The following is a 17274-nucleotide window of genomic DNA, read 5'->3' as shown; positions in this document are numbered from 1 at the left end:
TCTTTTTTACAAAATCTAAAATGAAACTATTTTTTAAATCTATTAAACAATGCATTTCTTTCGATGAGTACATACAGAATACTTTGTTAACAGCAAAGCGCATTGTCGAGATTTCTCCAGGTAAACAACGTTACACTAGTGCTCAATTTGAAATGGCACTTATTGGTTTCGCTGATCTTAAAACTTTAAAACAAGAAATGGATGATGATGTTGAGGTAGAACTCCCTAAATCATTAAAACGTGACTGGCTGGTTGGCTTTGACTGGCTTGATCTTGCTGTTCATTATGGTGATGAGGATGCGATTGAGTATTTTAAAAAAAATATGAAAGATGATGTTTTTTTGAGCTTTTATCGAAAATATAAAGAACACTACCGCTCAGATTGTGCTTTGCAATATCATGAAAATATAAGTGAAACTCATTCACTGATGTAATTATTCAGGTTATTAGGAAAGAAAAATTTTTTGATGATAACTAGAAAATCAAGCTCATAGATATTCAATTTCTTAAAATTAAGAATGTGTAACTCGAGTTTTTTGAAATTGTCCTCGAGCCACACATTTTTAGCATTGGTTGCTCTTGTTCGCTAATTATTTAATGAGTAGTGCTGGTGTTATCGGTACCATTATTGGCATTGGTTCCACTATCAGTATTAGTGCCGTTATTGTCAGTTTTCGTGCTTGCTCCACCTGTGCCACTGGTACTAGCCCCTGTACCGCCGTCTGAAGATGAGACAATAGTACTTATAGTGCTCAAGGCATAGATTGAAGAAAAAGCGGCCGTTAATAATAAAGATGCTACTATTTTTTTCATGATTTTCTCCTGCAAAAATAAAAATCATTCGCAACAAACCAATAAGCAACAGTAAAACAAAGAAATGATTTGATAATTTAACCTCTCTCCATATTTAAGGTTATTACATAGTGATAGTGCAAAAAAAAATATATGCAAGCTTGATAATCTGTTTGAGTAATTATCTATCTGAATTTTTTAGATATCTTTTTTTGAAAAAATATTCATTATTACAGATTCTGATATTTCTCATTATCAAAAACCAAATTGAATGAACTTCAGCTGAATCAAACACAGAGTGTGTATTCTTTAAGTTCAATGTAAATTCCTGAGTAAAAGAAGTTGGGAGCTTATGAACTAATTTGAATTGCCTCAGGAATAGATAGGCTATTTCTAATAAATATGATCTTAATATGTGCAATGATATTTGTTTGGGCTGGAATAAAAACAACGACGCTTTCTGTTGAGTTGTTTTGCTAAAAATGAAGCGATGAGAGCGTTTTCTGCCCGAGATAATTTCTGTAATGGCGAAACAAAAAAACTTCTGCATTTTTCCGCCGTAAACTGTTGTGTCTTTTGCAGGGTATATATTCCAAGTGTACTTTTAAATGCGCCTAACTCCATATGTGCTGTAGTATGCAAATGGTTTATTTCAACTCATATTGCTATTTATAGGACATATGGCTACCTGAGTCGAAAAATTGATAGCCATAATGCACAGCTTAAAAAATCTTAGCTTATCGTTGTAAGGTATTCTCACTTGAAAGATTAAGTGCTGGATCAATCGATACTTCTATTGAATCACTGAATTCTTCTTTAAATTCTTCAGATTCTATATAAGCAGTGAGTTCCTCTTTAAATGCAGTTAAAGCAATTTCAAGTTCTTTAGGATCCCATCTGATTGCATACTGATTTGTTGGTTCCGTCTTGGATTTTGCAATCAGATCAAACATTAATCCAGGTTTTGGCCCCCGCAAAGGCACGTGAGGGATATACTCATGTTCTGGATCGCCTCTGCCCCAAAGATGCAGATGAAGCATACCCGGTTCTTCTTCATTTCCTATAGTAATTTCCCGTGTTTTCTCGTCAAAATAATGAGAATTATTGCCAAGTTGAGCAAATTGGGGAATAAGTCCCATATTTTTATAAACTTGCTCCATCATTGCCGCAACTGCATTTAATCCTCTCTCTTCGGCAACTGTATATGGGCGATTCAACGCAGAAGAAATATCTGAATAACCATTATTCAAGTATCTTATTATAGTTCTGTATCCTCTACAGTCGGTAGGATTCAAGATGACTGAGTAATTGTACTTTCCTTTTACTTTTACGTGGGCTATAGATGTTCCTGCTCTAGTATAATCAAGTGCCCAGTGCTCTTTGAGATAGTCATATTTAAAAAATTTAATTGAATTTAAATAACTACCGCGGCTTTTTTTATCCATGATGCTTATTTTTTCATTCATGCTTTGTTCCTTTACGTTCAAAAAATTAATGTTGGCAGTAGCTACTTGTGAAAAAAATATAAAGAAGAAGATTTGTAGAAATGGTATTAATAAAATAATTCTGCTTATTAGTTGAGATATTAACACCATTTTTTATCCTACTTTAATATTACTTACAGAAGATGAGGCTTCTAGGGTAGTTGTCTGCCTCTGATGGTCGACGCAATCTTCCCTGGTAGGTTCCATTTGTCCAAAGAATCGAGCTAACTCAAGTTTCACATGCTTTTTATTTGCAAATACCAGAGCATAAATTGAAGCATCATTCATAGCATATTCAAGAAAGGCGGCGACATCAGGATCAAAACTGAAGTATTTCATTAAATCAAGAGTTACATTATTTTTTTTAAAAACTTCTTGAACTTTTTGATCATGTAAAATATCCATGACTTCAAGCATCCCATGATAACCGCGTTTTGCATATACAGCTACTAGTTGTACTAAAAAAAGACTAATATCTTGCTCTAAATTGGGATCTTTTTGATTTTCTTTCATATAACAATTAAGCATAAACACTATATTGCAAGTATGTCCGGAAATTGAGCCCACGTATGCGGACCGAAAACGCTTGTTAGACCAAAACCATTGTGCAGTAGTACTTGATTCATTCTTAGGTGAAACTTCGCTAGAATCTACTAGCATGTTACGCATAGGAGCGAGCTGGGCATCAAAGAAAATAGCAGAAACTGATCGCATGACACCTCCTGCAGAATTCCAGATGTCTTCTCCAACTTTATCCGCTGAAGTTTCAAATTTTCTTTCTAAAATATGTGTTTCTTTAGCTTTCGGTATCCGATCCCTTGTATTATAAGCAGGACAAGATTTCATGAAATGCTCTAATTGTTCTGTATTGTATTTTTCTTTATCCTTATATCCGTTAGCAAAAATACAAATTTTTCTTTCCATTTCGAGAGGGGAGCTTACAATACCTTCTTCTCCAAGGAAGAAATGTAATATTTTATTTGCTGCATTAAGCGTTTGTAATCTTAACTTACTGTCATCGAAAAGACCTTCTAAAGGCTTACCTACTTGAGTTAAGGTCTCTTCTGAATGAGTTAATCCATTTATGTATTGTGCAAGACGTGTTTCAAAAAAACGTCGTGTATCATTATCTCTATAATCCAGTTCTTTGACTGATTGGCATATAGAGCGAACATATTGCTCATAGTCTCCAGGAAAACCATCCGGTAAATTAAGCTCTTGAAAATGTTTTTCGATTGACTTCAAACATCCTTCATAGTCAATAAATAAATAGGCAGCAGTTAATTTTTGGAGGAATTCTTTTGATGCGAGTTTATTTGATTTTAAATAGCCAATTGTTATAACAATAAAAATAGATTGATCGACGTTTTTCGTAATAATGTTTAAATATTGTTTATGAGTTATTGTGGCAGGTATGTAACTTTGATCACCAATAGAAGGTCTAAAACCAGGTAGTAAAGAATCAAATGATAAATCAGTAAGCTGTGAGAGTACTGACATTTTAACTTGGGGCTGAGCTTGCATCAGTAATTTTGGCAACAACTCCTTTTTTGCACGCATGCTTAAACAAATACCAAATTTATCTTTTGATAATTCCGGTATTGATTGAAACACATTTAATAGGAGAGAAATTAAAGGTTTTATTTCTTCTTTGGCAAGTTCTGCTTGAATATAATTTAAGATTGGAGAATTCAAAATAGCTTGGGGATCTCGTTTGTGTAAATCTAAAAGTTTTGTATAGTGATCGAAATTTGATAATTCATATAGATCTAGTTCTATCATAAGCTCTTTGAAAAGAGCTATGTTTTTGGTCAGGAGCACCTTCAAAAGCATTGCTCTGAAATACTGCTTTTGATCTTTATTATTTTCATTGATTTTACCGATTATAAGAGAGAAAAGCTCTTCGATTGGATCTCTCTTTGGCATAGGCTGGGGTGAATTCTCTGTTGATACCATTCGAGTAATAAAAGTTGACGAGCTTCTTAAGGTTAGTTTTTCGTGATCGTCATTTATTTTTTTTTCTGGTTTTATATGTGTTTCTGTAACGAGTGCTCTTGCTTCAGTAGAGGATTTTTCAACAAGTGCTCTTGCTTCAGTAGAAGATTTTTCAACAAGTGCTCTTGCTTCAGTAGAAGATTTTTCAACAAGTGCTCTTGCTTCAGTAGAAGATTTTTCAACGAGTACTCTTGCTTCAGTAGAGGATTTTTCTACAAGTGCCCTTGCTTCAGTAGAGGATTTTTCAACAAGTGCTCTTGATTCAGTAGAGCATCTTTCCACAAGTGCTCTTGCTTCAGTAGAGCATCTTTCCACAAGTGCTCTTGCTTCAGTAGAGCATCTTTCCACAAGTGCTCTTGCTTCAGTAGAGGATTTTTCAATAAACACCGTTGTTTTTTCAACAGTTTGGTGTATTGCTGTAGGAGTGCTATCAGATGCTTTCACTAATTCAGTAACATCTGATGTGGTTTCCTGAGTAGTTTTATTTAATAATGAAAGAATGTCTTTATAGCTTAGCATGTACGTACATCACCCATTACAATTTTTTAGCGTACTATAACTCGAAAAGATTAAGAAAAAATTAAGCACTCAGGATGCAAGACATCTTGATTGATAAAAAGGTGATCATTTGTTATTATTTCAAAATAAATTCACCGTTAAAAAATATATACGTAGTTTATTTTCAGGTAAGCAGGTCTTTATACTCGTTTTGTTTCGTTTTGTTTGTTATTATTTTTTTACTTTGTAGATTGGGGTGAAAATGGGTGGAGTCACTGATGTTAAATATGTAAAAAGCAATAATGTTGAGCCTGAATTTCTTCATCTTATTGACTCAGTTTATAACAACGCCTACCAACAAGTAGATAAAGCCCTTAAGCGATATCCCCATTTTATTAATAGAATCATCACTCCAACAAATCAATCTCTTTTATCCTCAGTACTCTCTAAAAATACAATTGATTACATGATGTTAAATATTCTCGTGGAATATAATGTTTCATTTACCTATCCTATTAATCCTATGGGTGATACGCCTCTTGAACATGCATGTAAAATGAGAGAGTTATCTTTGTTCGATTATTTAGTAAGCCACGGCATATCAATCCATGAGTCAGCAGTTCACAAGTTGTTATATAAAGCTAAAGACATCAAAACGATTAGCTGTAAAGAGATTTTACAGCTTTACTCTATGATTATAAAAATGGGCGGAATGCCTGTAGTGGCTGAAATGAAAGATAGTGAGGGGCATACTTTTAAAACGAAAGCGCAACAGGTTTATCTAATAAATAAATCGCATGGCATTTTGCGATACGACTTGTGGCGTTTACTGTGTCTGGCTGAAGAATACTGCGCTACACAAATTGAAATGAATGAGGGAAGTAGCGCTTTAGAGAATGAACTTTCACTCATTATCGAGCGTTTTCATGAAAAAGAAAAATCAGATATTTCTTTAGGGGACTCAATAGTGTCTCTATTTAATGTCGGGGGGAGACATATAGAAGATCCTGGTTGTCCTGTTCTTGAGACTCAAGAAAATAAGCCATCTATTTAGAACTTACTGATCTCCTATTAGAAGAGAATGGAGATAATCTGAGATATATAATTAATTGTATTCTATTTTGAGCATTATGGATTCTAAGGTTAAGCCAGGTCCAAATGCACAGCTAAAAATATGTTTCGCATTGTCTTGATTATTTAACTTATCCCAAATATTTTTTAAAACAAACAATACTGTTGCTGAGGACATATTCCCATACTCTTTTAATACACTGTAAGAATGTTGATTGTCTTGAGCAGTAATCTTTAGTGCTTTTTCACAAGCTTGCAGAATCCTAATACCACCTGGGTGAATTGCGTAAAAATCTATATCATTAAAAGAGTAATTCGATTGCTTTAACAGTTTTTCTGTAAACATTAAAATGCCTGACTCAATTGCTTCAGGTACGTATGAGCTTAGTATGATGTCAAATCCATAATCAGTAATAGTCCATGCCATCTCCTGGCTGGTTTGTGGAACCAAATCACAATAAAATGACTCTATATTAAAACACTTTTTTGGTAAATTCGTTTGCCCCTGAACCAATGCTGCTGCAGCTCCATCAGCAAAAATAGCATTTGAAATTATATTCTCTATATTAAAGGTGTCTTGGAAATGTATTGTACAAAGCTCAACGCACACTAAAAGTACATTGGAGTTAGGCTCTGCTTGGCAAAATGCATCGGCTACTTTTAAGCCATTAAATGCTCCATAACATCCCATAAAATTAATCGCCGTACGTTTAACAGATGAGGATAAATTAAGTTTTTGGACAATTTCAATATCAATTCCAGGGGCATACATGCCTGTACAACTTACCGTAATTAAATGCGTAATCTTTTTCCTATCAAACTCAATGCTATTTAAGCAATTTTCGATGGAAATTATAGCTAAGTTAAGGGCATTATCTTTATATAAATTCATTCGTTGTGACGTTGATGGAAAACTTTCTTCTGTAGTATTAGGAAAAAAATCAAATTCCCCTGGTTGTTTGCAATAGTCTGTTAATACACTGTATCGGGTTTCAATTCCTGAGGATTTATAAATTTTTTTTAATACTTTTTTTTGTAGGGCATTAAGATGAAATCCTATAGAAATAAGATCCGCAATTTCATCTTGTGTTCGCATAAACTGAGGAGTTGCGGTACCAATTGCAGTAATTTTTGATTGCATTTTTTCCCTTTATAAAAATATCTCCTTCAATATAAACAAATTTGTTACTGCTTACGAGTTTATTTAGAGTTTTAAATCATTTATTGCTATATTTAAGTATACAATGCAAAATAACAATTTCTCATTACTAAAATGAAATGACCCAATTTAAAATAAGATCAAAAGAAAAGGAAATCATTGATCTAGGTCAGGATTTTTATACGCCACAAGAATACACGCAATCTTTAAAAAAATTATTTAAAATTAATAGATTAATGGGTATTTTTAAAAGTACAGTCAATTTGCTTCAACAATTTCCCTCGGACTCAGCATTGATGGATGTGGGATGCGGTGGTGGCTTATTCTTACTAAATCTTAGTAAATATTACCCTAAAATGCGCATGCTGGGGTTAGATATTTCTACGGAAGCGATTAGACTCGCTGAAAAAGAAGTACAAGCATGGCAACAAAAAAATGGAAGCACCTTAGTCGAGTTTCAGTTGCAGCTGAAGCCAGAACTCGAAGTCAAAGATAATATAGATATAATTCTGCTCAATTTGGTATGCCACCATTTGGATGACGAAGAATTGATCACACTTTTAATCAATGCCCATGAGTCAACGCGTAAGGCAGTGATAATCAATGATCTGCATCGCAATTTTATGGCTTATGGGCTTTATAAAATGATTTGCCCACTATTTCGTAATCGGCTTATTACCCATGATGGTCTGCTTTCAATACAAAAGAGCTTTACCAAGCAAGAATTAGAATTCCTGTTGCAACAAGCATGTATTAAAAATTATCAAATCAAATGGCACTTCCCATTTTGGTGGAGTATTCTTATTTTGAAATAGTATGGATTAAAAACCTATGGCTCTAGATGTGCTTATCATTGGAGGGGGGCCTTCGGGGGTAACTACTGCATTATTACTTGCTGAAGCAGGTTGGTCAGTTGGGCTGGTCGAAAAGAAAAAGTTTCCTCGTAGAAAGGTCTGTGGTGAATTTATATCTGTTACAAGTTTATCGTTATTGCAAAAACTTGGAATGGAAAAGTTCTATTTAATAAATGGGGGACCTGAGATACATAAAATCGGGTTATACGTCTCAGATGTTATATTAACTGCAAATATGCCTCCATCTAAAACATCAAAAAATTTATGGGGAAGGGCGCTCGCAAGAGAGTATCTTGATACAGAACTTATGAATAAAGCCAAATTAAAAGGAGTGCAGGTTTGGCAACCATGTGAAACACTGTCATTACATCGTTCTAAAGATGGATTATTTATCTGTACAGTAAAAGGAGATAATAAAACAACAGAGATAATGGCATCTCTAGTTGTCGTTGCAAATGGCTCATGGGAAAAAAGAATTGGTCAATCCGAACATAAAATACATCAACCATCCGATCTTTTGGCATTTAAGGCGCATTTTAAAAATTCCAATTTACCTATAAATCTCATGCCTTTACTGGCTTTTCCTGGAGGCTATGGAGGAATGGTTCATAGTTCTAAGCAAAAGGTCTCGCTTTCGTGCTGTATTCGCCGTGATGTGTTGCATGATTTACGTTTGAAAAACCCAGGTATACAAGCCGGAGAAACAGTTTATAAATACTTATTAGATCAATGTCGTGGAGTTGAGGAAGTACTTGGTTGTGCCGATCGTGAGGGAAACTGGCTGGCAGCAGGGCCAATTAAGCCTGGTATTCGTACCTGTTATCAGGATGGTATTTTTTTTGTTGGTAATAGTGCAGGTGAAGCTCATCCTGTTGTAGCTGAGGGAATTAGTATGGCCTTGCAATCTGCATGGTTACTTGCTCACTGTCTTATTAAATTTAAACTGAACGATCCTAAGGAACAGAATCATTTTGATGATGCCGGTGCATATTATACGAAACAGTGGCGTAAATATTTTAGCAGCCGTATCCATGCCGCATCATTTTTTGCACAATTAGCCATGATGAAACCTTGGGCTCGATTTTTATTGTTACCGATAATCAAACAATGTCCTAATATTTTAACCTTGGGTGCACGCTTCAGTGGTAAAATACAGCACGTCGTTCCTACAAATGAAAATTAAATTGGGACGCAAAATTTTTTAAGGTTAGATTGGGAATTAAATATTAGAATGAATTGTATTGATATAAATATTGAAACTTTAATATTGGTTACTATCTGGAAACAGCCTTGCATTTTTCAAGGTTGTTTTAAAATTTCCGCGCTTCAGTCTCAGCGTGAACAGTATTTTTTTTCGTAACGAAGTAAGTAATTCAGAACAGCTGGATTTTATCGAACATGAATTTTGTCCTGATAATTATCGGTTTACTCATTTTTACAGTCAAGATCGGAAAATTTATCTGGATGAAGAAAACGAGTCACAGGAATTTGCTTTATACATATTGAACTATGCACTTTATGTCACTGTAAAAGAAATGCTGATCAAGACCCCCCAAAAGCAGCGCTTTCTTTCGGTTGATGATAAGTTTTTAGACTCGCTCATTGGAAAGATAAAACCCATTTTGACTAAAGAGCCTTTCTGGAATGAGTCAATGAAGGAAGTAGGTTTTGCTGTGGCGATGGACTTTTGTCCAAGAGAAGAAATGGGGAAAACTGCAGTACAAACACTCTTATCTGGATTTATGAGTAATGAATTGTGCGATAGGGAAGTGCATTGATCATCATTTGATAGATTCGCGCACCAGCCTATACCGCAGAGATAAAAATAAAGTATATCCACATTTGTCAGCTCTCTCAAATTCAGTCATACGAGTATCTTGATGGACAAAACCAGAAAAAAACAGAAGAAATCACTTTAAAATTCACTCAATTGTTATGATTCAGTAGGGCCATAATTGCTAAATATTTATTGGTTACACCGAGCTTTTTATTGGCGTTTTGTAAATGAAAATTTACAGTACGCTTACTTATTTTTAGTACTTGTGCAATCAGTTCCAAACGCACTCCCTCAGCAGTTAGTCGTAAGCATTCTTGTTCACGTTTTGTCAGAGGCACTACGCCTATGGTTTTTTCATTCAGCAGTAGCCTTAAAAAATGAAAATAGGTATGTAAGATGCCAAGCCAGGCATCAACATGATCTTCCCAATTTTTTAAACCATTTTCATTAATTCGCTGATGTAATACCAGAATGACAAATTCTCCTTTCGGACCATGTAAAGGAATGCATAATCCCTTATCAAGCCCAAAGAAAAGGGACTCTTGTTTAAATCGCCGCATTCTTTTATTTTTAGCCAAACGTAATTGTTCTTTTACATCCCAAAAAATAGGTAATAAAGATTGTTCTGTGGATTCAAGAGTGCGATCAATGTCAGCATAACCTTCCTGCAGATAGTATTTATGCCAAGCGTCAAGCGGTGTGGATGCCCACTCATATACCAATTTGCTTCCTGTTTTGGTGTGCTGGTTATAATAAGTAAAGGCAAAACTTTTTATATTTACACTGCAAAAATAATTTTTTAATAGGTTATTTAACTCATCTATTGACGTTACTTCTGCCATTCGTTTTTTTATGCTTTGCATCCTTTATCCTAAATTACATAAATGCCAACTTTAAAAAGTTTTGAATTGAGCTCACCTGAATTTTATATTTTTTACAGGGCCTTATTGGGGGTGCTTATACGCATTGATTTTATAGAATTAAATAGGATTGGCTATTGATGCCTAAAATAGCCAATCTTTTAAAATGTACTATCTTTGTAAGTTACCATAAAATGCAGTTAGGTTAACTGAACTCACAGCAATCCCTTTTATTAAAATATGATAATTTCCAGCTGCGGGCTTTTTGATATTAAAATATTCATTGCCTGTCAATAGTACTTTTTTTAAGGTTCCATCTTCATAGCGAATATACAATTGGACACTATTTTTTGAATTATTTTGATTGTCTGTTATTTGAATAGAGAGAATATCATAACTAAAAGGGTATTTATTCAGTACGGGCACTTTAATGAGATATCGTCGTTCATCACCGGCAGTTAATTTAATGTTATTTACAATGGTTCCATTGGATATTTCAATTTCGTTGCCAGTGTCTGGGTCATCCACATTACAACCAGCGTCCACGCCCACCACATGAAAGCTGCTAAGAACGTCATTGACTTCATACCCAAGGTCTAAAGCGGCCTTAGCTACCCCACATGCTGCACTATCAAAAGTGGCCTCCGGTTGCCAATACATTTGATTCGCAAGCAAGAAGGTGCCAAATGCCTTTCGTATATCCCAACCAGGTGTTGTCGACAAAGTATAAAAGGCTTTATTAAATACTCCTGATGTATAATGCACATTCATGGAATCATTGTAATTTTTAGCATTGTCTATGGACATACCATCAAGAGTAGGATTTTTAAAATAACGCATTGCAACTTGATTTTTCATAATAGTAGCTCCCCCCAACCAATCATTTTCTTTTCCTAATTGGAAATTCAAATAATTCTCAGCTGTTTCTCCTGCCATATCAGAAAATGCCTCATTGATTCCTCCGGATTGACCTTTGTATAGAAGACCGGAATTAAACTCAGTGACCCCGTGGCTTACCTCATGGGCCATCACATCTATGGCAGTAAAAGGATATGTATTCGCTCCACCATCGCCAAAAGTCATGTGTTGGCCATTCCAAAACGCACCCTCATAGTTTGTCCCAAAATGTACCCGTACCTGGAATTTGGATTGAAGCGGATAAAGAGAAAACCATTTTTGATACATATCAAGGACTTTACCTGCAAAATAATGGGCATCGTTAAGCGGTGAATATGCACCATTTACAGCTTTTCCATTATTGACTGGTCGATCTGTACTACGAGAAGGGCATGTAAATTGATAAATTGTTCCCCCAGTGACCTGATTATTCATGTCATAGGTATCTATATCTTGATTACTCATTTGACAGATATTTGATACATCCAGAAAATCATAGTCCCTCCCATAATAATAAGCTCCTGTCTTCTGGTTCCCTCCTGGTCCTTCAGCGTCTCGTGTTGTTAATCCATTCCAAGAAGTTATGATATCTCCTGTTTGTGCATTAATCATATAGTAAGGTCTTTGAACATTATAACTTTCTACATTAAAAGAAACTAAATAAATCAATTCTGCTTTATTGTTCTCATTAATACGTATGTAAAGTTCTGCTTTGTCATTTTTAATTAGGTCATTTTTTTTCAGCGACACATTCTTCTTTGCGATTTTTAAAACTTCCTTGAAATTTAAACTGGGTATTGGATTGGGGATGTCTTTCTCAATGTCGAGCATCATTTGCCCATACCACTTATTTTCCACGGCACTAACTTCAGAACTCGTTAAAATCGAATTGAATACCGGAATCTCTTTGTAATATAAACTATATTTCTTTTTAGTAACGCCATTGCCTAAGGTGACTTTGCTGGATAGTACAAATTGATAATCACTATTTTTACCGACCAGTGAGTTATTACTTTTTGTTAAGTAATGGTACATGTTGATCTCGTCAATAAAGACCGTGGATGCTGCTTGGGATGTCATTGAAACTATGAATGCACTCGACAAAAAAGAATATAATTTTAATTTATTCATCACTTTCCTTATGTATTTGAATTAGGGAACAAAATGCCTATAAAAATAATAATTTATTACCTAAAACAGGGAAAACCTGACATATGTGACAGGTTTTTAAACTTTAAAACAGGAGGAGGTGTATTTATTACTTCGATTGAACATTTTTCATTGATCTTAATAGGGTATTTATTAGGTATTAGGGAAATTTTAAGAATATATTTTGCTAAACTCATAAGATGGATAATTTAATTAAGCCAATATGAGATATATTTATTTTTTATTGCTTGGCTTATTTGCCTTAAATGGGTGGACTGATGATTCTGCATGCAGTCCTCAGGGTGCTTTTAGAGCGACAAATGGATGCATGCCGGTCGTATTTGTCATTCGTCATGCCGAAGATACCCAAACTGGTCCACATAATCTAACGGACATTGGGTGGAAACATGCAGAACTATATGTCGCGTTATTTGAAAATTATATTTGGGGTGATCCACATAGTGTAGGTAAAGATAAGACTCAGGCCTGTGTATGTCCTATAGGTAAAATTATAAGTATCAGTAATAAAGGCGAAAATGCTTTACCACCAAATCCCAATCCCAATCCGAGTCCTAATCCCTATAATACAGTGATGAAATTAAGTGAGAAATTAAATATACCTATTCAAACAGATAATGGTGTAAAACAATATTGGAGTAGCTTTCAATGGACCGCTGGAGCGAAGCTGGGGCTGTTTGATAACAATGGAAATTCGGCTCCATTTTCTGTTGTTATTTCATGGGATAAGCAAGGTTTGAATCCTACAAAAGAAGAGTATATTGGATTGATGCGTTGGCTTAAGTATCCTGAATCTCAGATTTCATTTGAAGAATTCATCCCTTTGCTAAAATTTTTCCCAAATACATTGGTAAAAGCAGATTCCGTAGCATTAATTCCTCTAAGAACACATTTATGGGTGTTTTCTGATCAAAATGAACAAGGTAAATTTATAAATCTAAGATTCTACCAACAAATCTTTTACGCGAAAGATTGTAAAAGTAATCCTTCTTTAACACCCACAACAAACTCAGAATGTCTGGTTCCTCAGCAGCGCGGTTACTAAAAAGAATAGAGCTTCAATAAACCCTAACGTGATATTTTAGTTGTTTTTAATTCAAAAAAGTATACAGATACAGACTATACAAAATGATACTTATGCATGTGGATTTGAAATTTCTATGAAAATTAAAACAGAGTCTCCACGTCAAAAGCAGAGGTCTGCAAGTGAAATATGGGGTAGTGCATATCTATAAAACCAACTAAGTCTGATTATTTTGATAATCAGACTTAGTTATTCTGTCACGGATACTATTCAACTTGTTATCGCAACAATAATAATCGGCTTTTTTTAACTTACTAGAATATGATTGAATGATGACTTGTATTGATTCATTATTGGTGAACAGCAATACAAGAAAGCGCAAGAATTATTTAATACAGCTGAAACACCTGTTGGCGAAGAGGTTGATTTTTCGTCATCAATATCTCGATATGGAAAAAACTTTTGTGACACCAGAATTCACTGGCAGTTCCGAAGAACATACTTACCATACATGAGACTTTCCAGAAACAAGCAAAATACGTGGTTATTGCTGGCCTCAGCAATTCTTATGCTGGGTATATTGTGACCTCTGAGGAATAAATTACGAAGGTAGTTTTACAGTATTTGGCCGATGGACTTTACCAGCTTACCTTCTCTAAAATTTGGTGGTGTGCATTTGGAACCAAATGATCAGTATCAGCGCGGAGATCTTGTGCATGTTATTTTCTGGGCAGGCCATCCAGGAAATAATTTTGAAACCATGAAAGGTATCCTACAAGTACAATTCATGAACTCTGTTGGATAATGGCAAACGATTGCTCATGATTGGGATTTTGATACCGTTTAACGTTGGGAACAAATCTTTATTGCCTATGCGTACGGCCATGTATATTGGAAAATTCCTTCAAACGCCCTACCAGGAACATATAGGATCAAGTATTCAGGGCATTATAAATACGGTTAGAATCAACAAATCTGTCCTAATGAAGGGATATCAAAACCCTTTAGGGTCATTTAATAATCTTGTCAGGTAATTGATCACTCCCCTGTCCATTTCCAGACTGTTGTTTCAATTATTGCGATGGTCGATTAAGAATCACTTCATACTCCATCTGTACAATAAATGGACATACAATTACCAATTGAAGTGGATTATTATGCAACGTAAAATAGATCAACAGAACCTTCCTAAGTATTTAAAAGCACTCACTGCGTCAGAGCTTGAACTGCTACATCATGAATTCCCTCGCATTATTGATGCATTATCCGATAATAATTCAGAGAAGCTTCAATGGTTATTTACTTTACTCTCAGGACGAGTGAGCAAAAGCTCATTGCCTGAATTAGGTTATTCTTTTTCTTTGCTGGATGCAGCACCCAAGAATGAAGATGGTGGCTTTAACTTTGAGGTTCAATGTAACCAGGTCTATTTCTATTTAGAAAATGAAGCAATTAAGTATATGTACTTAGATCTTGAGTACCATCCAAAATTTGGAATTTTTAATTCTGACTCAGATAATCAATTAGTTTTTTTAAAAGAAAAATTACGAAAGCCCCATTCAGCTTCATTGAGTCAGTCGGAAGAAATAGTCTTATTTTCTCTTTTGGCTCCACAAGGTATTACTCCTAAACCGCAAACCATAAATATCTCAAATTTATTTAAATATATTCTTTGTACAGTATCTGATGACACTCAGGCCATTAATTTAATTAATAATTTATCCAACCTAAAAAATAAATTGAATATTGTTTATGGTGATATATTACCTTATGGGCGCGAACGTATTTTGTTGGATCTGCTCGATGCTGAAGCATTTGCAGAAGCAGAACTTTTAGCTCGTGTACCAGGATTTTTGTATAATGTTTGCTTGGCGAAACTTTACGGCGGTTCACCTCTTGATCCTAATCGCATATATCAGCTGGTCAATGAACATTTAAAGGAAAAAAATGATTTAATTTATCACGCTATTATTAGTGCATTACAGTGTAGAAATTATAAATTTGCTTTAGAACTTATCAATAATCCAATATTCATGGATCATTACCCTCTTAATAAAAGTGATGTAGAAAAATTACAAAATATACTGATAGATATATCTGCTCATGTTGATAATTTCAATTTCTTACCTCTACCAGAAAAATTACAAACTCTTTCAACAGAATATATTCTTGAAGGGTATGCTAAAGGAGGCCATGTTCATCGTGTTAATGAATGGCTTGCTCAAGGTGGAAATATCGATGCGGCCTTCCGAGGATATAAGGCAGCAAATAATCAAGCAGAAATGAGCAAGCTAGCTGCATTGGGAGCTACTACAGAAGATGACATGCATACAAAAATACTCAATTTTGCATCTGGATTTGGGTATAAACCTATTGGCGGATTCTGTTTGGGGCACACCTCATTTATTTCATTAAAAATGTTATTTTTGATGGATAAATTAAGCTCTATGACTGATATAGCAAATTTTCTTAATAAACAATATTTCAATCCTGTTTGTGAGGCGGCGAAAAACGAAGATAATTCAGCACTTGTAGAAACATATAATAACCAATTGCAGCAGCAAAATGGTGCATTTTGGAAAACAAAAATTAATAGTATTAAATTCAATCGTATTTTTGAGTATTTTGATGCAGCAAGTCTATTTACCTTTCCGGAAGGATACAGGGATCTGTTTAAAACTCCGGAAATGAATCCCTATTTGACTAATGAACTGTTACATTTAATTTTACCAGAGCATTTCAGAGGAAAAATTGAAAATGAAATGATAGGTTCTGTTAACTATCTTTCTCTACAAGAATATATCAAGGATTTAGAGACTTTAAAGGCATGCATATTAAAAGCAAATACCAATGTCATTATTCCTCTCCATATATTTACACAACAGCATTCAATCCTTATTACCTATGATAAAGATACTGACCGCTGGCTTTGTGCTGATATGAATCAATTACCATTGAAATTTTATAATACAGAAGCAACCGCTCAATTTATCAAAAATGCTTTTCCGACTTCTGGCTTAGCAATATCCTATTTTGTATCGGAAGCTACGAAGGAAGCAGTTAGCAGTATAATGAATGCATGGAAAGAAACAGGAGCTTTTAAACAAAATCGAGAGCTTACAACAGATAGAATACAATATAAGTACCATATCCCCTATTCCCCACCTGTTACTATTCCATTGTTTGATATGGCTGTTCATGCTAATGATGTGGTTACTATTAAAACTCTTTGTGAAAAGTTTCAACAAAGTCCGAATACTTTTGTTGGCATTAGATCATCCAATCATCCTGCCTATGCAGCAGCTCATTTTGGTCACTATGACACCTTCAAATACCTTATGGAGCATCCTGCTACCAGCTTCAGATCCTTATCATTACAAAGTAAACTATGTAATTTGGTAATTAAGAGAGCGGATCCTGAGTTTTTATTAGTATTGTTAGAGCATATTATAAGAAAATGTGAACCATCCTCTATTAGACAATTAATTAAAGACGTATTGGATGACCGTAGTATCACTGATAATGCTGCATTTAGTTTTTGTCAAACTTTATACAAAATAGATGCTGAAAATTATAAGCTTAATTTGGAAGTGCCATACGATAACTTTAGAGGTGAGCAATTCAAGATACAATTAGCTGAATTAACAGCAACTGCCGAGCAAATTAGGCTGAATTAAATAGCTGCAAAGCGTAGAA

General features: G+C 34.6%; 14 protein-coding genes. 8 read left to right on the top strand and 6 right to left on the bottom strand.

The genetic code is table 11. From position 1 onward, the window contains the following. The first annotated feature begins 20 nt into the window (after positions 1-20). Positions 21-434, top strand: a complete 414-nt coding sequence (locus tag Lpar_RS13235; RefSeq protein ID WP_058518371.1) for a hypothetical protein — start codon at positions 21-23, stop codon at positions 432-434. Between the two features lie 160 nt (positions 435-594). Here Lpar_RS13235 and Lpar_RS13230 read toward each other — a convergent pair whose 3' ends face one another. The 3 genes from Lpar_RS13230 to ceg14 all read right to left on the bottom strand — a co-directional run bounded on the left by Lpar_RS13230 (position 595) and on the right by ceg14 (position 4658). After that, a complete protein-coding gene (locus tag Lpar_RS13230) occupies positions 595-813 on the bottom strand; it encodes a hypothetical protein (protein ID WP_058518370.1) in 219 nt (72 codons plus the stop codon). 716 nt (positions 814-1529) lie between these two features. Next, positions 1530-2258, bottom strand: coding sequence for a hypothetical protein (locus Lpar_RS13225; RefSeq protein ID WP_058518369.1), 729 nt, complete (start codon positions 2256-2258; stop codon positions 1530-1532). A 132-nt stretch (positions 2259-2390) separates the two neighbouring features. Beyond that, entirely contained in the window at positions 2391-4658 is a 2268-nt protein-coding gene (gene ceg14, locus Lpar_RS13220; RefSeq protein WP_147287698.1) for a Dot/Icm T4SS effector Ceg14/sidL, read from the bottom strand. Positions 4659-5031: 373 nt separating this feature from the next. Between ceg14 and ankJ the strand changes: the two genes are divergently transcribed. Then, on the top strand, positions 5032-5823 hold the full coding sequence (gene ankJ / locus Lpar_RS13215) for a Dot/Icm T4SS effector AnkJ/LegA11 (protein ID WP_058518367.1): 792 nt from the start codon (positions 5032-5034) through the stop codon (positions 5821-5823). Between the two features lie 51 nt (positions 5824-5874). On the opposite strand, the gene Lpar_RS13210 is transcribed toward ankJ, so the two are convergent. Then, positions 5875-6981, bottom strand: a complete 1107-nt coding sequence (locus Lpar_RS13210) for a type III polyketide synthase (RefSeq protein WP_058518366.1) — start codon at positions 6979-6981, stop codon at positions 5875-5877. Positions 6982-7118: 137 nt separating this feature from the next. Between Lpar_RS13210 and Lpar_RS13205 the strand changes: the two genes are divergently transcribed. The 3 genes from Lpar_RS13205 (at position 7119) to Lpar_RS13195 (ending at position 9631) form a co-directional block, all read left to right on the top strand. Continuing rightward, positions 7119-7814, top strand: a complete 696-nt coding sequence (locus tag Lpar_RS13205) for a methyltransferase domain-containing protein (protein ID WP_058518365.1) — start codon at positions 7119-7121, stop codon at positions 7812-7814. A 16-nt stretch (positions 7815-7830) separates the two neighbouring features. Continuing rightward, a complete protein-coding gene (locus tag Lpar_RS13200; protein WP_058518364.1) occupies positions 7831-9036 on the top strand; it encodes an NAD(P)/FAD-dependent oxidoreductase in 1206 nt (401 codons plus the stop codon). 154 nt (positions 9037-9190) lie between these two features. Continuing rightward, positions 9191-9631 carry a hypothetical protein gene (locus Lpar_RS13195; RefSeq protein WP_237759413.1) on the top strand — a complete coding sequence of 147 codons (441 nt, stop codon included), beginning with the start codon at positions 9191-9193 and terminating at the stop codon, positions 9629-9631. 148 nt (positions 9632-9779) lie between these two features. Here the strand turns inward: Lpar_RS13195 and Lpar_RS13190 are convergent, their stop codons facing one another. Then, positions 9780-10493 carry a helix-turn-helix transcriptional regulator gene (locus Lpar_RS13190; RefSeq protein WP_058518363.1) on the bottom strand — a complete coding sequence of 238 codons (714 nt, stop codon included), beginning with the start codon at positions 10491-10493 and terminating at the stop codon, positions 9780-9782. A 168-nt stretch (positions 10494-10661) separates the two neighbouring features. Next, positions 10662-12518 carry a M4 family metallopeptidase gene (locus Lpar_RS13185; protein WP_058518362.1) on the bottom strand — a complete coding sequence of 619 codons (1857 nt, stop codon included), beginning with the start codon at positions 12516-12518 and terminating at the stop codon, positions 10662-10664. 241 nt (positions 12519-12759) lie between these two features. Here Lpar_RS13185 and Lpar_RS13175 point away from each other — a divergent pair, with 241 nt between their 5' ends. The 3 genes from Lpar_RS13175 (at position 12760) to Lpar_RS13165 (ending at position 17255) form a co-directional block, all read left to right on the top strand. After that, on the top strand, positions 12760-13599 hold the full coding sequence (locus Lpar_RS13175) for a hypothetical protein (protein ID WP_058518360.1): 840 nt from the start codon (positions 12760-12762) through the stop codon (positions 13597-13599). Between the two features lie 610 nt (positions 13600-14209). Continuing rightward, entirely contained in the window at positions 14210-14383 is a 174-nt protein-coding gene (locus Lpar_RS19695; protein WP_082650389.1) for a neutral/alkaline non-lysosomal ceramidase C-terminal domain-containing protein, read from the top strand. A 352-nt stretch (positions 14384-14735) separates the two neighbouring features. Beyond that, positions 14736-17255 (top strand): hypothetical protein, encoded by a 2520-nt coding sequence (locus tag Lpar_RS13165; protein WP_058518358.1) that lies wholly within the window; start codon positions 14736-14738, stop codon positions 17253-17255. Positions 17256-17274: the final 19 nt, after the last annotated feature.

The sequence above is a fragment of the Legionella parisiensis genome (assembly GCF_001467945.1).
GTDB lineage: Bacteria > Pseudomonadota > Gammaproteobacteria > Legionellales > Legionellaceae > Legionella > Legionella parisiensis.
This window is presented reverse-complemented; position numbering and strand designations above follow the sequence as displayed.